Source organism: Streptomyces carminius (assembly GCF_002794255.1).
Taxonomy (GTDB): domain Bacteria; phylum Actinomycetota; class Actinomycetes; order Streptomycetales; family Streptomycetaceae; genus Streptomyces; species Streptomyces carminius.
Window position 1 is genome coordinate 1 of record NZ_PGGW01000056.1, and the last position, 20092, is coordinate 20092.

The window sequence follows — 20092 nt, forward strand, 5'->3', positions numbered from 1 at the left end:
GGGGTCGGGGCCGGTCCGGGGCGACCATTCCGGACGGCATTATTTACGGCCGTGATCGTGTCACGTTCTGTCACCCACTCATTGGCCGCAAATAACGCTTGAGTGTCCGGAACGGCCGCCCCTCCCCGTCCCCTCCCCGCCGTCGCCGGGTGCACCACCGCCGTGCCTGCGCTCCAGACCAGGCCCACTCCCGGGGTGCTCCTCCGACCACACCCCCCACAGCCCCGGGCCGAACCCGCCCCCGGGAGAGGCAGCCCCGGACCCGTCCCCGGGATGTCCTCCTCCGCCTGCCGCGCACCCCGGACCGAACCCACTCCCGACAGGGCCGCCCGGAGCCGATACGGACCGGCCCCGGCTCCGGACGCACCCGCAGGCCACCCCGGTCCCACCAGGGAGTACACCCCTGCACACCGGGGGCGGGCAGCGCCCCGGCCACCCCCACGGCCCCGCCGAACAACCGGCACCCCACCGACCGGAGGTACGCCCCGGCCGCCCTCCCACGCGCGGGTGAACGGCCGGGCGGCCGGCCTCGCGGCAGCGGCACGTCCTGGCCGCCCTCACGTGCGGGGGCGAGTGGCCGGCAGTGCGGCCGCGGGGCGGGGCGTCACCCGACGTGCGCGAACCGGCGGGGGTGGAGGACCGCAGGCACGGCGATGGCGCACCCGGCGACGGCGGGGAGGGGACGGGGAGGGGCGGCCGTTCCGGACACTCAAGTACGATTTGCGGCCAATGAGTGGTTCACGACACGTGGGACGGCAACGGCCGTAAATCGTACCGTCCGGAATGGCCGCCCCGGACCGGCCCCGACCCCACCACCCACCCAACCCGCACCCGCACCCGCACCCCGCACCCCGCACCCACGGAACCCGCACCCCTCGTCAGAGGGCACACCTCAACCGGGCGAAGGCGCCCGTGCCTGGGGTGACGGGCGCGTAGTGGCCGGTGCCGGGCAGTTCGGTCAGGTGGGCGCCGGTGGCGGCGGCGTAGCGGCGGGACAGTTCGACGGGCACGTCCGCGTCCTCGGTGCCGTGCAGGAGCCGTACGGTGACCGCGGCGGGGTCGGGCGGCGGCAGCCGTACCGGGTCGGCCTCCCGCAGCCGGGCCGTCACCCACTCCGGGCCACCCAGCAGCTCCACCACCGCGCCGCCGCTCAGCCCCAGTTCGTGGGCGCGGCCGAGGTCGGCGACCGGGGCGACGGCGACGACCGTCCCCCGCACAAGACCACGCGCCGCCGCCCACAGGGCGAGGTGGCCGCCCGCCGAGTGCCCCACCAGCGCCCGCACCTCCCCGAGCCGGGCCAGACGGGCCAGTGCGCGTTCGACGTCCTCGAAGGTGCCCGGCCAGCCACCACCCCCGCCCACCCGCCGGTACTCCACCAGCGCCACCCCCAGACCGTGCCCGTCCGCCAGCGCGGCGGCGAGCGGGGAGAGGTGGGCGCGGTCGTACGCCTCGCGCCAGAACCCGCCGTGCAGGACGGCCACCAGGGGCGCGCCGGACCCCTCCCCGGGCCCGTACAGGTCGATCACCTGGGAGGGGCGGGGCCCGTACCGCTCGGTGGCGGGTGGCGGCACCGGGGCCAGGCCCAGCAGTGCCGCCTCCTCAGCGGCGCCGGCGTCCCGGCTCACCGCTCCCCCAGCACCTCGCCCAGGACGCGGGCGGCGCGCTCGGTGTCGGCGAAGGACGTGTACAGCGGGGTGAAGCCGAAACGCAGCACGTCCGGGCGGCGATAGTCGCCCACCACGCCCCGCTCCACCAGCGCGTCCATGACCGCGCCCGCGTCCGCGCAGCGCAGCGCGACCTGGCTGCCGCGCCTGTCGTGCTCCAGGGGGGTGAGGCACTCCAGCCGCCCGGCGGGCGCGTAGTGGTCCACGCGGCACAGGAAGAAGTCCGTCAGCGCCAGGCTCTTGGCGCGTACCGCCGCGATGTCCACTCCGTCCCAGACCTTCAGCGCCTCCTCCAGCGCCAGCATGGACAGGATGTCCGGCGTCCCGACCCGGCCGCGTACGGCGCCGTCGGCGGGTTCGTACTCCGGGGCCATGGCGAACGGGTCGGCGTGCGAGTTCCAGCCGGGCAGCGGGGAGTCGAAGCGCGGCTGGAGGTCGTGGCGGACGTAGAGGTAGGCGGGGGCGCCGGGGCCGCCGTTGAGGTACTTGTAGGTGCAGCCGACGGCCAGGTCCACACCGTGCTCGTCCAGCCCGACCGGCAGGGCGCCCGCGCTGTGGCACAGGTCCCACACCGTGTACGCGCCGGCCTCGTGGGCGGCGGCGGTGATGCCGGGCAGGTCGTGCAGTTCGCCGGTGCGGTAGTCGACGTGGTTGGCCAGGACGGCGGCGGTACGCGGCCCCACCGAGCCCGGCAGCCCCTCGGCGGGCAGCGCGCGCACCGCGGCGCCGGTCAGCCGGGCGGCGGAGACGGCGAGGTAGCCGTCGGTGGGGAAGGTGGCCTCGTCCACCAGCAGGTCGGTGCGGGCCGGGTTGTCCTCGCGGGCGAGGCGGATCGCGGCGACCACCGCCTTGAGGACGTTGACGCTGGTGGAGTCGCCGACGACGACCTGGCCGGGCGCGGCGCCGATGATCGGGGCGATGCGGTCGCCGACACGCTCGGGCGCGGTCCACCAGCCGGACTCGGTCCAGGAGCGGATGCGCAGCCGCCCCCACTCGTGTTCCACGACCTCGGCGAGGCGGGCGGGCACGGTGCGGGGCAGTGCGCCGAGGGAGTTGCCGTCGAGGTAGACGACCGGTTCGTCCTTCTCGTCGGTCAGGACGAAGTCGGCGCGCCGGGCGGCCAGTTCGTCGGCGGCGTCCAGCGCGGCCGCCTCGTCGCGCGGTTCGGTGCTCTCAGACATGGCTGCGGGCCGTCCACAGTTCGGGGAAGACGTTCTTGCGGGCGCGCTTCTCCAGCCAGGCCACCCCGGCGGAGCCGCCGGTGCCCTGCTTGGCGCCCATGGCGCGGCGGGTGGCCGTCAGGTGGTCGTTGCGCCAGCGCCAGACGAGTTCGGCCACCTCGGTCAGCGCCTCGCCCAGCCGCAGCAGGTCGCTGCCGGGGTCGCCGGAGTAGATCCGCGCCCAGACCGCCTCCACCCCCGGGTCGGGCTCGTAGCGCAGGGAGACGTCCCGCTCCAGCACCGGCCGGGGGACGTCCTCGCCGCGGCGGGCGAGGTAGCCCAGCACCTCGTCGTACAGGCTCGGCTCGTGCAGCGCCTTCTCCAGTTCGGCGTGCACGCGCGGCGCGCCGCGGTGCGGGACGAGCATGGCGGCGGACTTCTCGCCGAGCAGGAACTCCATCCGCCGGTACATCGCGGACTGGAAGCCCGAGCCCTCGCCGAGGGCGGAGCGGTAGGAGTTGAACTGCGCCGGGGTGAGGTGGGCCAGCGGCTCCCAGGAGGCGTTGAGCGAGGTCAGCTCGTAGGTGGAGCGCCGCAGTGCGGCCAGTGCGCGGTTCAGGTCGTCCGCGCGCAGCGCCCGGGAGGCGGTGTGCCACTCGTGGACGATGACGGTGAACCACAGTTCCATCACCTGGGTGGTCACCAGGAAGGCCATCTCTCCGGGGTCGTCGGAGAGCGGGTGCTGGAGGTGGGTGAGGACATCGGCCTTGACGTAGTCCTCGTACGGGGTGGTGCCCGCGAAGTCGAGGTTGGGTTCCTCCGGGCCGGTGGTGCCGGTCTCCGGATGCTGCGGCGACTGTGAGGTCATGAGGGCTGTTCTCCTTGCGCGCTCGCCCGGGATCGCCGGGCCCTTACCCGCAGATCATCGGTTCGGGGCCCGGCGACGGCAAGAACCGGTCAGGAGAGGGTCGCCGCCGCGGTGGGCGAGCTCTCCTTCAGGAAGGCGGTGCAGCGCTCGTACTCCTCCTGCTCCCCGATGGCCTTGGCGGCCCGGGCCAGGGCGTGCAGGGCGCGCAGGAAGCCCCGGTTCGGCTCGTGTTCGAAGGGGACCGGGCCGTGTCCCTTCCAGCCGCTGCGGCGCAGGGCGTCCAGGCCCCGGTGGTAGCCGGTGCGGGCGTAGGCGTACGACTCGACCATGCGCCCGGCCGTGTAGGCGTCGTCGGCGAGCTGCGCCCAGGCCAGGGAGGAGGCCGGGTGCTTCGCGGCGACATCGGCGGGAGGGGTGCCCGCGGCGAGCAGCTCGCGCGGCTCGGGGTCGTCGGGAAGATGGGTCGGGGGAGGCCCCCCGAGCAGGTTCTCGTGAATGGCCATGCCCCCAGTCTGCACGGTCCCGGCCCGGGTGCGGACGGGCCCGGCCTCCGCCATGCGGGTGCCGGGCCCGTCCGGGGTGCGGGTGTGTGCCCGTTACTTGATCCTGGTGCCCGTGGAGCGCAGGTTCTCGCACGCCTGGAGCACGCGCGCGGCCATGCCCGCCTCTGCGAGCTTGCCCCAGCTGCGCGGGTCGTAGGTCTTCTTGTCGCCGACCTCGCCGTCCACCTTCAGCACACCGTCGTAGTTGCGGAACATGTGGTCCGCCACGGGACGGGTGAACGCGTACTGGGTGTCGGTGTCGAGGTTCATCTTCACCACGCCGTTCTCCAGCGCGGTGGCGATCTCCTGCTCGGTGGAGCCGGAGCCGCCGTGGAAGACGAAGTCGAACGGGCTCTGCTTGCCGAACTTGGCAGCCACGCCCTCCTGGAGATCCTTGAGCAGCTCGGGACGGAGGACGACGTTGCCCGGCTTGTAGACGCCGTGGACGTTGCCGAAGGAGGCGGCCAGCAGGTAGCGGCCCTTCTCGCCCAGGCCCAGCGCCTCGGCGGTGCGGATCGCGTCGTCGACGGTGGTGTACAGCTCGTCGTTGATCTCGTGGCTGACGCCGTCCTCCTCACCGCCGGTCGGGGTGATCTCCACCTCCAGGATGATCTTGGCGGCAGCGGCGGCGGCCAGCAGCTCCTGGCCGATCTCCAGGTTGTCGGCCAGGGTCTCGGCCGAGCCGTCCCACATGTGGGACTGGAAGAGCGGACCCATGCCCGCCTCCACCCGCTTGCGGGAGAGCTCCAGCAGCGGGCGGACATAGCCGTCCAGCTTCCCCTTGGGGCAGTGGTCGGTGTGCAGGGCGATGTTGACCGGGTACTTCTCTGCGACGATGTGCGCGAACTCGGCCAGCGCGACCGCGCCGGTCACCATGTCCTTGTTGTACTGGCCGCCCAGGAACTCGGCGCCACCCGTGGAGATCTGGACGATGCCGTCGCTCTCCGCCTCGGCGAAACCGCGCAGCGCGGCGTGCAGCGTCTGCGTCGAGGTCACGTTGATGGCGGGGTAGGCGAACTTGCCTGCCTTCGCCCGGTCGAGCATCTCGTTGTAGACCTCGGGGGTTGCGATGGGCATCTGTCCGCTCCTTGATGGTGTGCGAAAGCTGTTCGGCTCGGTGTGGGTCAACGGAACGACGTCATCGTCGTCCCCATCCTCCCAGACGGGGCGGCTTGCTCCACCCCAGCACCCGTTCACCGCCGGGGACGGGCCCCGCACCGCCGGCCGGCCTACCCAGCGTCACCGTTTCACGTGAAACGGTGACGCTTCCGGCCCTCCTCCGGTTGCCGGTAGCCGGGGCCGGTCAGGACAGGCCCAGGTCGGCCAGGCCGTACGCCTGGTAGTACGGCAGCCCGGCCTTCTCGATCGCCGGGGCCGCACCGCGCTCGACGATGACGGCGACGCCCACGACCTCCGCCCCGGCCTCCCGCAGCGCCTCGACCGCCGTGAGCACCGAGCCGCCCGTGGTGGAGGTGTCCTCGACCGCCAGCACCCGGCGGCCCGCCACGTCCGGGCCCTCGATCCGGCGCTGGAGACCGTGTGCCTTGCCCGCCTTGCGGACCACGAAGGCGTCCAGCCGCCGGCCGCGCGCGGCGGCGGCGTGCAGCATCGCGGCGGCCACCGGGTCGGCGCCGAGGGTCAGACCGCCCACCGCGTCGTACTCCAGTCCGTCGGTGAGGTCGAGCAGCACCTGGCCGACCAGCGGTGCGGCCTCGCCGTCCAGGGTGATCCGGCGCAGATCGACGTAGTAGTCGGCCTCCTTGCCGGAGGAGAGGGTCACCCTGCCGTGGACCACGGCCTTGTCCTTGATCTGCCGCAGCAGCTTCTCGCGTGCGTCGCTCATGGCGACGAGCCTAGGACAGCTCCTGGTCGGGGCGGCGCCAGGTCCAGGTGGTGGTGGCCTCCAGCGGGTCGATGGGCGTGACCAGCCGGGGGTGGGTGTTGAGCCCGTTGGGCGGGCCGGTCTGCGGCTCCACACAGACCGCCTCGGCCTGTTCGTTGTAGACGACCACCCACTCGCAGCGGCTGGTGACCCTCAACTCCAGTTCGCCGGGCCAGGTCAGGGTCACGTCCACCCCCTCCGGCATGCCGAAGCAGTCGTCCCAGGGGCCGGGCCCGGGGTCGGTGCGGCGGCCGGTGGGAACGTGGTCCGCGCCGCGCTCCTCCTGCCAGGCGGGGGCGAAGTCCAGGGTGACGTCCCTGCCGCCCCGGCCGAGGTTGCGCAGGAACCAGGGGTGCCAGCCGGCCTGGGCGGGGAAGGAGTCGCCGAACGTCTCCACGCCCAGCGTCAGGGTGAGCCCGCCGCCGTCCTCGGCCAGCTCCACCAGTTGGGTGACCCGGCCCGGCCAGGGCCAGGGTTCGGTGAGGTCGCAGAAGAAGGCCGCGGTGCGCTCGTCGCTGCGGGCCGTGCGCCATGCCCGGCGGCGCACGGTGCCGTGTATGGCGTGCTCCCCCGAGTCCACGGGCAGTTGGTACGTCTCCCCGCCGCTGTGGAGGCGGCCCTGCCGGATCCGCCCGCACCAGGGCACCATCACGAACGAGCCGAACCGCTCGCCCTGCCTCAGCACCTCCGTGCCGCCGATGCGCAGCGAGGCGATCCGGCAGCCGCGCTCCGGCTCGACGGTCACCTCGGTGTCGCCCGCCCGCAGGCGCACCGTGTTCTCCGGGGCACTCCCCGCGTCGTTCTTCATGTCATGAGCAGCCACACCCAGGACCCTAGACCGCGGCGTACTCGAACGGCGTTCACCCGGAGCCGTGTTGGCGGCACCGACGGTGCCCGCCGGCCGGTGCCGGTCAGCAGTGCCGGTCAGCGGCGGCGGCGCAGCACGCGGCCGACGACGACCGCCGAGGCCACCACCAGCGCGGCCGCCGGGGCGGCCCAGCGCAGTACAGCGGCTGCCGAGGGGGTGTCCTGGGGCGGCGGTACGGGTGCGTAACGGCCGCGCGGCGGCGCGTGGTCCACCTCCTCGGCGCTGCGGCCGATCATCGTCCGGCGGGCATGGGCGGCCTCGGCGGCGTGCCGGGGCCCCTCGTCCAGGTCTTCGATGCCGTCGAGTCCGTCGGTCTCGTCGAGATCCTCCAGACCGTCACCGGCGCCGGCGGCGAGGTCGTCGCCGATGCCGCCGTCGAACTCCTCGTCACCCGCCGGTTCCAGGGCCGGCGGGGGGATCTCGACTTCGAAGACCCCCTTCTCCGTCTCCCCCGTACCGTCCGTCGTGCCGTCCCCGGGCCGTTCGTCCCCCGGCTTCTCCGTCCGCGCCCCGGCCGAAGGCCCGTGGGGCTCCCCGGACTTCTCCGGTTCCTCCGGCTCTCCGGCGCGGGCGGCGGCCCGGTCCCGGGCCTCGGCGGAGGCGGGGGTCTCGGGGGCGGGGATGCCCGGGATCACCGGCTCGTTGTCGTCGGGCTCACCGATCCCGCCGGGCGCGGCGGCGGTGCCGGCGGCGCCCGCCGCCGTACCCGGGCCGATCGGGTCGGCGGCCAGGCCGGCCGCCAGTTCGCCGCCGAAGCGGTCCAGCAGACGGCGGCCCGCCGTGTGCCGCTGTCGCTCCTCGAACTCCGTGATCCGGCCCTCGCCGCGCAGCTCCGCCGTGCAGACGAGCACCGTGCCCTCGCCGTCGTCGGCCGGGCGTGTCGCCGCCGTCAGGGTCAGTTCCACCGAGCCCTCGCCCCGGGCCTCGCCGCCCTCGGCCCGGACCGTGTACGTCCCGCCGCCGTCCCCCTCGCCGGCTCCGCCGCCCTCCTCCCGGGTCAGCCGCAGACTTCCCCGGTAGGTGATGCTGGAGCCGCCGATCCGCACCTTCAGCCGCCCCCGGAGAGCCACTTCTCCCCCGGGGCCCGCCTCCGCGGTATCGGGCTGGAACCCGGACACACAGCGTGCGACGCGCTCCGGCTCGGCGAGCGCCGCCCGGACGGCTTCGGCGGCGAACGGCACGTACACCTCATGCTCCATGAGGCGGAGCCTACCCAGTACCCCCGGCACCAGTACCCGGTCCGCACCGACATCGGCATGCCGCGCGCCGCTCCGCCGGGCACCCACCGGGCGACTGCCGAGGCGCTTCACGCCCGGTAGCGCGGGTGCATCAGGGTGGAGGGCGGCAGTCCGGTGACGCGGTCGCGCGCCGCGCGTCCGGCGGCACGCGCCAGGTCCGCCCGGTCGACGGCGTGCGGGGCGGGGCCGCCGGGGGCGAGGCCGAGCGGTGGCCGTACGCCGCGCGCCGCCAGGACGAACCCCCAGTGGCCGGACCGCGTGTCGTCCTTCCGCTCCCGCCACCGCGTACGTTCGGGGCCGGTGGTGGAGCCGGAGGTCCGCCCGTCCACCACGTAGGGCGTGGTGCGCAGCCCCGCGGCCCGCACCGTGCTCTCCACCGTCCAGTAGGCGTGCGAACGGCCGCCGGCCGGCCCCGCGTGCACCGCCAGCCGGCCCGGGGCGGTGAGCACCCGGCCCGCCAGCCCGAAGAACTCCTGGGAGTACAGCCGGGCGGTGGCCGGGATGCCGGGGTCGGGCAGATCGGAGACGACCACGTCGTACGGCCGCCGTCCGGAGTGCGGCCAGGCGCGCAGCCAGTCGAAGGCGTCGGCGGCCTCGACCCGCACCCGCGGGTCGCCGAAGGCCCGCCGGTTGAGGCGGCTGAGCACCGGGTCGGTGCGGCCCAGCCGGATGACACCGGGGTCGATCTCCACCACGGTCACCGAGGTCACGCCCGGGTGGCGCAGCACCTCGCGCAGCGCGAGGCCGTCGCCGCCGCCCAGGATCAGCACGCGCTCGCGCGGACCCGCCGCCATCGCCGGGTGGACCAGCGACTCGTGGTAGCGCCGCTCGTCCTCGCCGCACACCCGCAGCCGGCCGTCGAGGAACATGCCGAACGCGGGCGGTCCGTCCCGGCCGTGCCGGTCGCTCCCGGTGAGCACGATCTCCTGGACACCGGTGCTCAGCGCCACCCGCACCTCCCCGCCGTACACCGCCCGCCGCGCGGCCGCCGTGAAGGGTTCGACGACGGTGGTGGCGGTCACCAGCACCGCCACCACCAGGACGTTGGCGGTCAGCAGGACGCGGCGGGCGCGGCGGGAGAGGTCGTCGTGGAACAGCCACAGCACCAGTGCGCCGCCCGCGACGGCGTTCACCGTCCCGACCACCAGCGCCCCCGAGAGCTGGCCCAGCAACGGCAGCAGCAGGAAGGGGAAGGCGAGCCCGCCGACGAGGGCGCCCACGTAGTCCGCGGCGAAGAGGTCGGCGACCGCCCCGCCCGCGTCCTGCTTCCGGATCCGCTGGATGAGTGTCATCAGCAGCGGCATCTCGGCGCCGATGAGCACGCCGATGACCAGGGAGAAGCCGATCACCAGGAACCCGGTCCCGCCGAACCAGGCGAAGCACGCGTACAGCACCATCGCCGAGGAGCCGCCGACCAGCGCCAGCACCGCCTCGACCAGCGCGAAGCCGGCCGCCGCCCGGGTGCGCAGCCGTTTGGCCAGGAGCGAGCCCAGCCCCATGGCGAAGACCATCACCGACAGCACCACGGAGGTCTGGGTCACGGAGTCGCCCGCCAGGTAGGAGCCGATGGCGACGAGTTCGAGCTCATAGACGAGCCCGCAGGCGGCGCACACGAAGACCGCGGCGAGAACGAGGAACCGGCCGACTCCGGCCGGCACGGGCAGCCGCGCCGGAGCATGCTCCGGCGCGGACTCCGGTGAACCCGCAGGCACGGAAGCGGTCGTTTCGATCACGTCAAGAACGCTACGGGACCCTTTCCGCAGGATTCGTCACTCACACGGGTTAACGGGTCGCACGGGAGACCGGCACGGCGCTTCGCCCGATCGCACGCGCCGCACGCACGGCGCACACGGCGCGCGCCGAACGCGCGGGCGGAAGCGGGCCTACACACCCACCCGCTCCGGCTCCCGCACCCGTGCCCCGACCCTGGTGTGCGTCACGACGAGGCGCCCCTCCCGCGGGTAGGAGTGCCAGGTCCGCCAGTGCACCTGGCCGCCGAGTCGCTGCACCAGCATGGCGGTGAAGGCGTGCGGATCGCCGGGGAAGATCCCGGCCAGGCCGTGGGGGTGGTCCGCGACCAGCGCGAGCAGTTCCTGGGCCCGTCCCGCGAAGGAGCCGCCGGGAAGCGTCTCGACGCGCGCCGCGAACGCGTACTCCCAGTCGTCGATCCGCTTGGAGACCCCCAGCGGCAGCGGTGTCCGGCTGCCGGGAATGCACGCCACGGTCTCCGAGCAGGCGGTGCCGTCCGTGTCCTGGAGCAGCACCTGGTGCGAGGCGCCGAGCAGCCTCAGCTGCACACGGGCGCGGGGGAGTTCGAGGTCCAGCTCCGCCAGGGCGGGCAGGGGCTCGCGCCCCAGCGCCCAGGCGAGGTCGCCGGCTCGGGTGTCGGTGTACGAGGTCTTGAGAGTGGTGAGCATCGATCGGCTCCGCAAGCACGCAGTGAGAGTGGGCCGGCCCCTCGGACGGCCCAGGAGGGACCGGAGGGTGTCGTCGTAACGCCGGCTCGTGCCCACGTGGGGCCCGTTACACAGTCACCGAACCATGGAACGCCCGCCGCCCACAGAGTTTTTACTGGGCTTCGTCGGGTTTCCATACCAAAGGGGACCTGTCAGTTCAGATGTTCTCCCCGTTGCCCTGCAACCGCTGTACGGGTGAATTGCGTCAGGCGCCGCCGCAGCCGCCTCCCCCACCGCAGCCGCCACCGCCACCGCCACCACCACCGCCGTCGCAGGACGACGAGCCGCCCCCGTCGTGGCCCGAGCCGCCGTCCGCGGTGACCAGCCCGGCCCAGAGACCGCCCTCGGCGGCCACTCCACCGCGGCGCCGCCGCCTCCTCGACGCCCCGGCTCCCCTGAGGATCAGCAGTACCACGGCCAGTGCCAGCACCAGGACCAGAGCCAGAACCATGATGTCGGAGCCCGACATGGCGCTCCCCCCTTTCCGCTACTCCCCTGCTCCCCTTCCGGGGCTTGCGGCCACGATGCCCGGTGGCCGCACGGGCCAAAGCGGAGTTGAGGAACTCCAGAGGTTCGGCGGAGGATGGCCGCCATGACCGCCACCGGACGCCCGCTGCTCAACCGCCGCCTGGCCGAGTTCGGCACCACCGTCTTCGCCGAGATGTCGGCGCTGGCCGTGGCGACCGGCGCGATCAACCTCGGCCAGGGCTTTCCCGACACCGACGGCCCCGAGGAGGTCCGCGAGGCGGCCGTACGGGCCCTGCGCGACGGCCGCGGCAACCAGTACCCGCCCGGCCCCGGCATCCCGGAACTGCGTGCCGCCGTCGCGGAGCACCAGCGGCGCTTCCACGGCCTGTCGTACGATCCGGACACCGAGGTCCTGGTCACCGCCGGGGCCACCGAGGCGATCGCCGCGGCGCTGCTGGCCCTGGTGGAGCCGGGCGACGAGGTGATCGCGCTGGAGCCGTACTACGACTCCTACGCCGCGTGCGTCGCCATGGCGGGCGGCACCCGGGTGCCGGTCACCCTGCGACCGGGCCCCGCCGGCGGTGACGGCGGCGGTGACGGCGGCGGTGACGGCGGGCCGCGTTACCGGCTGGACCTGGACGAGCTGCGGGACGCCGTCACCCCCCGCACCCGGCTGCTCCTCCTCAACACCCCGCACAACCCCACCGGCACCGTCCTCACCCGCGCCGAGCTGACCGCCGTCGCCGAGTTGGCGGTGGAACGGGACCTGCTGGTGGTCACCGACGAGGTGTACGAGCACCTGGTCTACGAGGGCGAGCACCTCCCCATCGCCGCCCTGCCGGGGATGCGGGAGCGCACGGTGACGATCTCCAGCGCCGGCAAGACCTTCTCCTTCACCGGCTGGAAGGTCGGCTGGGTGACGGCCGCCCCGGAGCTGGTGGCGGCGGTGCGGTCGGCCAAGCAGTATCTGACCTACGTCTCGGCGGGCCCCTTCCAGTACGCCGTCGCCGAGGCGCTCGCCCTGCCGGACGCCTACTACCGCGGGCTGCGCGAGGACCTGCGCGCCAAGCGGGACCTGCTGGTCGCGGGCCTTCGGGCGGCGGGCCTCACCGTCCACCGCCCGGCGGGCACGTACTTCGTGACCACCGACATCCGGCCGCTGGGCGAGAGCGACGGGATGGCCTTCTGCCGTTCGCTGCCGGAGCGCTGCGGAGTGGTGGCGGTGCCCAATGTCGTCTTCTACGACCACGCGGCGGAGGGGGCGCACTTCGTGCGCTTCGCGTTCTGCAAGCGCGAGGCAGTTCTCGAGGAGGCGGTACGGCGTCTGAACGACGGGCTGCGGGGCGGGGCCGCCTGACACCGGCGGAGCCGGGGCCGTGAGGGGCGCGGCACGGAACGGCGCCTGGGGCGGGACGGCACCCGGAACGGCCCGTTCCGGGCGTCATCCGGCGCCGGCCGACCGGCGCGTCCGCACTCGCGGACGCGCGCCGGCCCCGGGCGCGGCGGCCGTACCGGTCCGCGCCCGGGGCCGGCGTGTCACGGGGGTGCCTGCGGGCCGAGGAGGGTCAGTCCTCGCCGCCGTCGGACTCCTCCACGTCCTTGGCCAGACCGAGCTGCTCGACGAGCCAGCGGTCGAACTCGACCGAGGCGCGCACCCAGCTCACCGTGCTGGAGACGAAGTGCTCCAGGGAGACGCCGACGCCGATCAGCATCTGCGCCTCGCCGATCAGCCGGACCGTGCCGTCGTCGTGCGTGTGGCTGTAGACCTTCGGCCACAGCGTGCGGCGGTTCCAGTCGTCGATCAGCTCCAGCAGGCGGGTCTTGTCCTCGATGGAGTGCGGACGGTCGTAGAACGTCCGGACGGAGAAGATCTGCTGCTCCTTCTCGCCCCGGAACATGAAGTAGGTGCGGAACTCCTCCCACGGCGCCGCGAGGTCACCCTCGTCGTCGACGACGTACTTGAGCTCCATCTGGTCCAGGAGCTGCTTGACCAGGTCCTGGTCGGGGATGACCGGCCCGGTGGGCCCGGTCGGCTGCTGCTCGGGCTGCTGGCCCCCGAAGTTCGGGATCGAGGACGGGTCGATGCTCACCGTGGATTTCCCTTCATACGATTCCTGCCATCCTCCCTCACCCCGGCCGGGTCATGGCAAGCCAGGACCGCCGGCCCCGGAACGGCGGACCGGTATGACGGGTCTGTACGGGTGAGAACCGGGGTGGCCACGAGGGAGGTACACGATGACGGAACCGGGGAGGCCCGCGCGCGGAAGGCGGCCGCACGCCGTGCTACGGGCGCTGTCGGCCCTGCCGCTGCTGTGCGCGGCGGTGGCCTGCACGGCCGCCGGCAGCGGCGGAAGCGGAAGCGGAGGCGACGACAGCGGCGACGGCCGGCTCGGCGTCCGTTCGCCGATCGGCTGCGCCGAGGCGATGGACTTCGCCGGCGGCACCCTGCCCGAGGGCGCCACCGATCAGGAGTGCTCGACGGAATCCGGGATCGACACCCTGGTGCGCGGCACCTTCCGGATGCCGGGCGCGGACGCGGGGCCGTGGCTGGAGCGCGCCTTCCCCGGCGCGCGGCCCCTCCCGGAAGCCGCCCCGTGCGAGGCCGACCGGTGTGTGGAGACCGACGGGGCGGGCGGCGAGGCCGATGTCGTGCGGGTCTCCGTGACGGACGAGGGCGGGGGCGCCGCCCTCGTCACCCTGGAGGCGTTCACCCTGTGAGCGGCGGGGCGCGGGGGCTCCCGGTCCCGGGAGCCCCCGCGCCCCGCCGCACCGGTCACCGCAGCGGCGCGACGGCCAGGCCCGTCTTCTCCAGCCCGACGTCCACCCGGACGGTGTCGCCGTCGCGGACGTCGCCCGCCAGGATCGCGCGGGCGAGCTGGTCGCCGATGGCCGTCTGGACCAGGCGGCGCAGCGGGCGGGCGCCGTAGGCCGGGTCGTTGCCCTCGACCGCCAGCCAGTCCAGCGCGGCGTCGGTGACGTCCAGGGTGAGCCGCCGGTCGGCCAGCCGCCGGGCCAGTGCGTCGATCTGGAGCCGGGCGATACGGCGCAGCTCCTCGCCGCCGAGCGCGGTGAAGATCACCAGGTCGTCCAGCCGGTTGAGGAACTCGGGCCGGAAGGAGGAGCGGACGGTCGCCATGACCTTCTCCCGCTTCTCCTCCTCCTTCGCCAGCGGATCCATCAGGAACTGGCTGCCGAGGTTGGAGGTCAGCACGAGGATGGCGTTGCGGAAGTCCACCGTCCGGCCCTGCCCGTCGGTGAGCCGTCCGTCGTCGAGCACCTGGAGCAGGATGTCGAAGACCTCGTGGTGGGCCTTCTCCACCTCGTCCAGCAGCACGACGCTGTACGGGCGCCGCCGCACCGCCTCGGTGAGCTGGCCGCCCTCCTCGTAGCCGACGTAGCCGGGGGGCGCGCCGACCAGCCGGGCGACCGAGTGCTTCTCGCTGTACTCGCTCATGTCGATGCGGACCATGGCCCGCTCGTCGTCGAAGAGGAAGTCGGCGAGCGCCTTGGCCAGCTCGGTCTTGCCGACGCCGGTGGGGCCGAGGAACAGGAACGAGCCGGTGGGCCGGTCCGGGTCGGCGATCCCGGCCCGGGAGCGGCGCACCGCGTCGGAGACGGCGCGGACGGCCTCGCGCTGGCCGATCAGCCGCCGGCCCAGTTCGTCCTCCATGCGGAGCAGCTTGCGCGTCTCGCCCTCCAGCAGCCGTCCGGCGGGGATGCCGGTCCAGGCGGCGACGACGTCGGCGATGTCGTCCGAGCCGACCTCCTCCTTGACCATGGTGTGCCGGTCCCCCTGCGTGGCGGCCTCCTGCTCGGCGGCCGAGGCCGCCTCCAGCTCCCGCTCCAGGCCGGGGATCTCGCCGTAGAGGAGCTGGGAGGCGGTCTCGAAGTCGCCGTCGCGCTGGGCGCGCTCGGCCCGGCCGCGGGTCTCGTCGAGCCGCTCCTTCAGCTCGCCGACGCGGTTGAGGCCCTGCTTCTCCTTCTCCCACCGGGCGGTCAGACCGCGCAGCTCCTCCTCGCGGTCGGCCAGCTCGCGGCGGAGCCGCTCCAGCCGGTCGCGGGAGGCGGCGTCGCTCTCGCCGGCCAGCGCCAGCTCCTCCATCTTCAGCCGGTCCACGGCGCGCTGGAGCTCGTCGATCTCCACGGGCGAGGAGTCGATCTCCATACGGAGCCGGGAGGCGGCCTCGTCGACCAGGTCGATCGCCTTGTCCGGCAGGAAGCGGGAGGTGATGTAGCGGTCGGACAGCGCCGCGGCGGCCACCAGCGCGCCGTCGGCGATCTGCACCTTGTGGTGGGCCTCGTAGCGCCCCTTGAGGCCGCGGAGGATAGCGACGGTGTCCTCGACGGTGGGCTCGGCGACCAGCACCTGCTGGAAGCGGCGCTCCAGGGCCGGGTCCTTCTCGATCCGCTCGCGGTACTCGTCCAGCGTGGTGGCGCCGACCATGCGCAGCTCACCGCGGGCCAGCATCGGCTTGAGCATGTTGCCCGCGTCCATCGCGGAGTCGCCGCCGGCGCCCGCGCCGACGACGGTGTGCAGCTCGTCGATGAAGGTGACGATCCGCCCGCCGCTGGACTTGATCTCGGCCAGGACCGCCTTGAGCCGCTCCTCGAACTCGCCGCGGTACTTGGCGCCGGCGACCATCGCGCCCAGGTCGAGGGCGACCAGCCGCTTGTTCTTCAGTGACTCGGGGACGTCGCCCTTGACGATGCGCTGGGCCAGGCCCTCCACGACGGCGGTCTTGCCGACGCCGGGCTCGCCGATGAGCACCGGGTTGTTCTTGGTGCGCCGGGAGAGGACCTGCACCACCCGGCGGATCTCCTGGTCGCGGCCGATGACCGGGTCGAGGCGGCCCTCGCGGGCGGCGGCGGTCAGGTCGGTGCCGAACTTCTCCAGCGCCTTGTAGGTGCCCTCCGGGTCGGGGGTGGTGACGCGCTGCCCGCCGCGGGCGCGCTCGAAGGCGTCCTGCAGCTTCTTCGCCGTGGCGCCCTGCCGGTCGAGCAGCGTGCCCGTCCGGCCGCCCCGGGCCGCCAGCGCGATCAGCAGGTGCTCGGTGGAGACGTAGGCGTCGCCGAGCTCCTTGGCGCGCTGCGCGGCGTCGGCGAGGACGGACAGCAGGTCGCGGTCCGGCTGCGGCTTGGCGACGGTGGAGCCCTGCACGCTGGGCAGCGCGGCCAGCAGGCGCTCGGTCTCGGAGCGCAGCGCCGCCTGGTCGGCGTCGACGGCGGCGAGCAGGTCCTGGATGTTCTCGTTGTCCTGGCCCTCCAGCAGGGCCAGCAGCAGATGGGCCGGGGTGATGTCGGGGTGCCCACCGGTGAGGGCGCGGTTGTTGGCCGCGCTGATCGCGTCCCGGCTCCTGTTCGTCAGCTCGGCGTCCACGGGTACGTGCTCCTCCTCTGTCGCCAACTCTGCACTGAACAACATGCAGTAAGTTGAGTCTATTGCACTCAAGGGAGGAACGGGAGAGCGAACCAAAGGGTTCCCGCCACCCGGCCTCCGATTCCCCGAGCCGCTCCCGCCCGATCGGTTCCCGTCCGGTCAGTTCCCGCCCGATCGGTTCCCGCCCGGTTTCCGTACGGCCCGGGCGGGAGAAAACGCACACGTACGGACCGGAACGTTCTGCATCGTGCACACACGCCCCTCTCACGCACCGGACACCTTCTCCTCGTCATGGTCACGTTCCCCGGGTCAGCCCCTACGCTGTTTGTTCCGGGGACCTTTCCGGAACGCTCCGGCCGCTGTTCGCCGCGGTGCTCACCCGCCCGGTGGACTCCGCCGCGGCCCATCACACAGCGGGGGGACGAGTTGTGGGTACGAACGCGATGTCCGTGCTGGGGATCTCCGCCGAGGAGGAGGAGACCTACCGGCACTTCCTGCGGCACCCCGGCACCCCCGCCGACGACATCCACCTGCGCATCCACACCGACCAGGACACCGTCCGGCGCTGTCTGGACCGGCTGCTGGAGCTGGGCCTGCTCAGACACGAGCCGGATTCCGGCAGCGTCGTCCCCGCCGATCCGGAGACCGCCGTCACCCTGCTGACGGACCTGCGGCTGCGCGAGCTGTACGAGGAGCTCCAGCGGGTGACCCGGTCCCGGCACATCGTCGACGCGCTGCTGGCCGAGCAGGGGCCCCGGGCCGCCGCCCAGCAGGGCGTGGAGCAGCTCGGGGACCTGCGGCGGATCCGCAGCCGCATCGACGACCTGGCCTTCTTCGCCCGGGACGAGATCCTCTCCGTCGAGCCGTACACCGAGCTGTCCCCCGCCAACATCGACCACGCCCGGCCGCTGGACATGCGCTGCCTGCGCCGGGGGGTGCGCATCCGCAGCGTCGTGCTGCGCAAAGCCCTCGACCACCGGCCCACCCGGGACTACCTGCGGGAGCTGGTCTCCCACGGTGCCGAGGTGCGGGTCGCCGAGGACGTCTCGGAGCGCATCCTGGTCTACGACCGCCGCACCGCCCTGGTGCCCCTGGATCCGGCCGACACCTCGCGCGGCGCGCTGCTGGCCCACGAGAGCGGGCTCGTCGCCAACATCATCGCGCTGTTCGACAAGATCTGGGACCAGGCCGAGGACCTGCTGTCCGTGGTGGGCGAGGACGGCCGGGACCGGGAGGAGTACGTGCCGAGCGGGGTCGAGCGGCGCGTGCTCGATCTGATGGTCTCCGTCGGCAAGGACGAGGTCGGCGCCCGCGAGCTGGGCGTGTCGGTGCGCACCTACCGGCGCCATGTGGCCGACCTGATGCGCGTCCTGGGCGCCGCCAGCCGGGCGCAGGCAGCCCTGCTCGCCCGGGAGCGCGGCTGGATCTGATCCGGGCCGGGAAGCGGAAGCGGAAGCGGAAGCGGACCAACGGGAGACGGGCGCGGGCGGGGAAAGCGACGAGCCGCCGCCCACCCGGGGGGTGGCGGGCGACGGCTCGTACGGCGGGTCCGGCCAGGGACCCGCCCGCCGGCCCCGGCGAAACAGGGGCCCGTGGGGGGAGGGAAATGGCTCTCAGGGGGCGCGGTGGCCCGCCAGGGGTGGCCGGATCACCCCTCCGCGTGCCAGCCGCGCAGCGCCCGGTCCGCCAGCACCCGGTGGACGGTGCCGCGTATCGCGGCATGGCCTCCGGTGCCCTCCAGGCGGATCAGCAGCCGCACCCGGTCCTGCTCCACCCGCGGGGCACAGGACCAGTGCGACGGAAGCAGGCCCAGCAGCCGTACCGCGGTGGTCGCCGCGCCGGGAGCCGTGGTGTCGTCCCGTACGGCGACGACCTCGACGTACTCCCCGGCGTACTCGCGGGTCTGCTCGGATCGGTTGTCCACCGGGCCGTCTCCCGCAGGGAGTGGGGCGCCGCACCGGCCGTCGCCGGCCCCCCGGTCGGCGGGACCGTGCGGACGTCCGGGTCGAACTCGGACGAGTGGTTGCCGGGCGGCGGACAGGTACTCCCTGATGCGCCGGTACTCCACCGACGCCTCACCGCGGCACCCCGGGGCCGGTTCCGCGCCGGGCGTGTCCGGCGCCGCGGCCGGCTGCGCGGCCGGAGTGACCGGCGTGGTCGGTGTGATCGGCTGCAGGGTCACGGAGTCCCGCCCTTCCGCGGTGTTCAGCGGCCCGGTGAACTGGAACCGCATCCCCTCACTGCCAGCCGTTCACCTGGTCGGTGAGGACCGCGTCCCCGCCCTCGGAGACCGTGGCGGAGTCCTGCTGGGAGAGGTGCTGCGGCGACGACGGGGGCACCTCGGGGGAGGACGCCGCCGCAGCACCGGCGGTTGCCGAGAAGGCGATCACGGATACTCCGGCGACCACAACACCGCGCAGCAGGCGGGTGGCGCTGCTGAGAGATCCTGCCACTGGGCTGAAGATGTCGCGCACGTCCATGATTTCCCCATGTAATCGCTGGGTTTTCTTCCGGCACCGAAGAAGATGCCAGGGCTCGGGGAACGAGGGTAGGTGCAGCGCTGTCAGCATGCTGCACGGAGTGCCGCAGCTTCATGTCACCGTTCCCCCGCGGCGGCCGGTCCACCCGCCCGCCGCCGGCTCACCGGGAGGGCGCCGGTACGCGGCCCGCCGCCGCCAGCAGCCGCCGGGCCCCGGCGGGGAAGGGGCGGCCGAGCACCCGCCCGCGGTCGTCGCCCACCGACACCACGGCGACGACCGTGCCGGACTGGCTGCGCGGGTCGTAGTCCCGCAGCCACGGCCCACCGCTGGACCCCCGGGTCAGGTCGCAGGACTCCATCAGCAGTCCGCCGGTGTTCGGCGGCCGGGTGTCCCGCGCGGTCAGCAGGGTGGGGACGCCCGTGCAGTGGCCGAGCGTCTCGCCGTCGTACGGCCCGGTGGCCGGATAGCCCAGGGCCACGGTCCGTTCGGCGGGGTCGACGGGGGCGAAGTCGAGCCGGTTGGCCCCGACGTGCTCCTGTATGGTCCGCCCGTCCTTCTTCTCGACGGTCAGGAAGGCGTAGTCGTGCAGCAGGGCCTGCGGCAGGCGCCCGCGCCTCCAGTCGGGTTCCAACTGCACGGACGTCACCTGCCAGCCGGACCGCACCACGCTCCCGGTGCCGTGGCGGTGGTAACCGGGGACGAACCAGGCGCGCTCCCAGCGGGGCTCGCCGGGGTTGTGGACACAGTGCGCGGCGGTGACCACGACGCTGCCGTTGGGCGCGTCCACGACGGCACCGGAGCAGGTGAGCAGCTGGCCGCCGGGGTAGGTGCCGATGAGTTTCCCCACCGTCCGGACGGCACCGTGCGGCCAGGGCGCCTGCACGGTGCCCGCCGCGCGGCCGGCGGCGGGCGCGCCGGGGAGGGCGGGGCCCGTCCCGGGGCCGGTCAGCGGCGCGGCGCCCAGCAGCGCCGCCGAGGTGGCGACGGTGAGGACTGCGGCTATGACGGCACGTATCTTGTCCATGCCCTCACGCTGCGCCCGCCGGTGTCGGCGGGCCATCCGCACACCGCCGTCCGGGTGCCGCGGAG

The 20092-nt window shown here is 73.9% G+C and carries 19 protein-coding genes; 3 read left to right on the forward strand and 16 right to left on the reverse strand.

The window, feature by feature from the left end; genetic code table 11:
- Positions 1–878: 878 nt before the first annotated feature.
- The 11 genes from CUT44_RS15760 to CUT44_RS33145 form a co-directional block, all read right to left on the reverse strand.
- Complete coding sequence (locus tag CUT44_RS15760; RefSeq protein WP_100202499.1) at positions 879–1625, reverse strand: alpha/beta hydrolase family protein; 747 nt, start codon at positions 1623–1625, stop codon at positions 879–881.
- Entirely contained in the window at positions 1622–2845 is a 1224-nt protein-coding gene (gene kynU / locus CUT44_RS15765) for a kynureninase (protein ID WP_100202500.1), read from the reverse strand. Before kynU ends, CUT44_RS15760 begins: the two co-directional genes overlap by 4 nt.
- Positions 2838–3692, reverse strand: a complete 855-nt coding sequence (locus tag CUT44_RS15770) for a tryptophan 2,3-dioxygenase family protein (protein WP_100202501.1) — start codon at positions 3690–3692, stop codon at positions 2838–2840. Before CUT44_RS15770 ends, kynU begins: the two co-directional genes overlap by 8 nt.
- A gap of 89 nt (positions 3693–3781) precedes the next feature.
- The gene (locus CUT44_RS15775; RefSeq protein ID WP_100202554.1) at positions 3782–4195 is read right to left on the reverse strand and encodes a DUF3151 domain-containing protein; all 414 of its coding nucleotides are present in this window, start codon (positions 4193–4195) and stop codon (positions 3782–3784) included.
- Positions 4196–4288: 93 nt separating this feature from the next.
- A complete protein-coding gene (gene fbaA, locus CUT44_RS15780; RefSeq protein ID WP_100202502.1) occupies positions 4289–5311 on the reverse strand; it encodes a class II fructose-bisphosphate aldolase in 1023 nt (340 codons plus the stop codon).
- A 226-nt stretch (positions 5312–5537) separates the two neighbouring features.
- Positions 5538–6077, reverse strand: coding sequence for an orotate phosphoribosyltransferase (gene pyrE, locus CUT44_RS15785; RefSeq protein ID WP_100202503.1), 540 nt, complete (start codon positions 6075–6077; stop codon positions 5538–5540).
- A gap of 10 nt (positions 6078–6087) precedes the next feature.
- Positions 6088–6924, reverse strand: coding sequence for an aldose epimerase family protein (locus CUT44_RS15790; protein ID WP_100202504.1), 837 nt, complete (start codon positions 6922–6924; stop codon positions 6088–6090).
- A gap of 116 nt (positions 6925–7040) precedes the next feature.
- Positions 7041–8183, reverse strand: a complete 1143-nt coding sequence (locus tag CUT44_RS15795; protein ID WP_100202505.1) for an SRPBCC family protein — start codon at positions 8181–8183, stop codon at positions 7041–7043.
- Between the two features lie 107 nt (positions 8184–8290).
- Positions 8291–9955 carry a polyamine aminopropyltransferase gene (locus CUT44_RS15800; protein ID WP_100202506.1) on the reverse strand — a complete coding sequence of 555 codons (1665 nt, stop codon included), beginning with the start codon at positions 9953–9955 and terminating at the stop codon, positions 8291–8293.
- 150 nt (positions 9956–10105) lie between these two features.
- Positions 10106–10639, reverse strand: a complete 534-nt coding sequence (locus tag CUT44_RS15805) for a DUF2617 family protein (RefSeq protein WP_100202507.1) — start codon at positions 10637–10639, stop codon at positions 10106–10108.
- Positions 10640–10883: 244 nt separating this feature from the next.
- Entirely contained in the window at positions 10884–11147 is a 264-nt protein-coding gene (locus tag CUT44_RS33145; protein ID WP_158239616.1) for a hypothetical protein, read from the reverse strand.
- A 114-nt stretch (positions 11148–11261) separates the two neighbouring features.
- Between CUT44_RS33145 and CUT44_RS15815 the strand changes: the two genes are divergently transcribed.
- On the forward strand, positions 11262–12503 hold the full coding sequence (locus CUT44_RS15815) for a pyridoxal phosphate-dependent aminotransferase (RefSeq protein WP_100202508.1): 1242 nt from the start codon (positions 11262–11264) through the stop codon (positions 12501–12503).
- A 208-nt stretch (positions 12504–12711) separates the two neighbouring features.
- Here the strand turns inward: CUT44_RS15815 and CUT44_RS15820 are convergent, their stop codons facing one another.
- Positions 12712–13236 carry a YbjN domain-containing protein gene (locus CUT44_RS15820; protein WP_100202509.1) on the reverse strand — a complete coding sequence of 175 codons (525 nt, stop codon included), beginning with the start codon at positions 13234–13236 and terminating at the stop codon, positions 12712–12714.
- Positions 13237–13381: 145 nt separating this feature from the next.
- Between CUT44_RS15820 and CUT44_RS15825 the strand changes: the two genes are divergently transcribed.
- Positions 13382–13864, forward strand: a complete 483-nt coding sequence (locus CUT44_RS15825; RefSeq protein ID WP_146252241.1) for a hypothetical protein — start codon at positions 13382–13384, stop codon at positions 13862–13864.
- 55 nt (positions 13865–13919) lie between these two features.
- Here the strand turns inward: CUT44_RS15825 and clpB are convergent, their stop codons facing one another.
- Entirely contained in the window at positions 13920–16523 is a 2604-nt protein-coding gene (gene clpB, locus CUT44_RS15830; RefSeq protein ID WP_100202511.1) for an ATP-dependent chaperone ClpB, read from the reverse strand.
- A gap of 428 nt (positions 16524–16951) precedes the next feature.
- On the opposite strand from clpB, the gene CUT44_RS15835 reads away from it, so the two are divergent.
- Positions 16952–17953, forward strand: coding sequence for a helix-turn-helix transcriptional regulator (locus tag CUT44_RS15835; RefSeq protein ID WP_199185717.1), 1002 nt, complete (start codon positions 16952–16954; stop codon positions 17951–17953).
- Positions 17954–18171: 218 nt separating this feature from the next.
- Here the strand turns inward: CUT44_RS15835 and CUT44_RS15840 are convergent, their stop codons facing one another.
- From CUT44_RS15840 to CUT44_RS15850, 3 genes are all read right to left on the reverse strand, one after another.
- A complete protein-coding gene (locus CUT44_RS15840; protein ID WP_100202556.1) occupies positions 18172–18447 on the reverse strand; it encodes a hypothetical protein in 276 nt (91 codons plus the stop codon).
- A 313-nt stretch (positions 18448–18760) separates the two neighbouring features.
- Positions 18761–18976: a hypothetical protein gene (locus CUT44_RS15845; protein ID WP_146252242.1), complete on the reverse strand. Its 216-nt coding sequence runs from the start codon at positions 18974–18976 to the stop codon at positions 18761–18763.
- A gap of 187 nt (positions 18977–19163) precedes the next feature.
- Positions 19164–20027, reverse strand: coding sequence for a trypsin-like serine peptidase (locus CUT44_RS15850; protein WP_158239617.1), 864 nt, complete (start codon positions 20025–20027; stop codon positions 19164–19166).
- Between the last annotated feature and the right edge of the window lie 65 nt (positions 20028–20092).

Bases quoted from the DNA above. Each gene is read 5' to 3' on its own strand.
- kynU (WP_100202500.1), bottom strand. From the start codon at position 2,845: ATGTCTGAGAGCACCGAACCGCGCGACGAGGCGGCCGCGCTGGACGCC.
- CUT44_RS15770 (WP_100202501.1), bottom strand. From the start codon at position 3,692: ATGACCTCACAGTCGCCGCAGCATCCGGAGACCGGCACCACCGGCCCG.
- CUT44_RS15775 (WP_100202554.1), bottom strand. From the start codon at position 4,195: ATGGCCATTCACGAGAACCTGCTCGGGGGGCCTCCCCCGACCCATCTT.
- fbaA (WP_100202502.1), bottom strand. From the start codon at position 5,311: ATGCCCATCGCAACCCCCGAGGTCTACAACGAGATGCTCGACCGGGCG.
- pyrE (WP_100202503.1), bottom strand. From the start codon at position 6,077: ATGAGCGACGCACGCGAGAAGCTGCTGCGGCAGATCAAGGACAAGGCC.
- CUT44_RS15790 (WP_100202504.1), bottom strand. From the start codon at position 6,924: ATGAAGAACGACGCGGGGAGTGCCCCGGAGAACACGGTGCGCCTGCGG.
- CUT44_RS15795 (WP_100202505.1), bottom strand. From the start codon at position 8,183: ATGGAGCATGAGGTGTACGTGCCGTTCGCCGCCGAAGCCGTCCGGGCG.
- CUT44_RS15805 (WP_100202507.1), bottom strand. From the start codon at position 10,639: ATGCTCACCACTCTCAAGACCTCGTACACCGACACCCGAGCCGGCGAC.
- CUT44_RS33145 (WP_158239616.1), bottom strand. From the start codon at position 11,147: ATGTCGGGCTCCGACATCATGGTTCTGGCTCTGGTCCTGGTGCTGGCA.
- CUT44_RS15815 (WP_100202508.1), top strand. From the start codon at position 11,262: ATGGCCGCCATGACCGCCACCGGACGCCCGCTGCTCAACCGCCGCCTG.
- CUT44_RS15825 (WP_146252241.1), top strand. From the start codon at position 13,382: ATGACGGAACCGGGGAGGCCCGCGCGCGGAAGGCGGCCGCACGCCGTG.
- CUT44_RS15850 (WP_158239617.1), bottom strand. From the start codon at position 20,027: ATGGACAAGATACGTGCCGTCATAGCCGCAGTCCTCACCGTCGCCACC.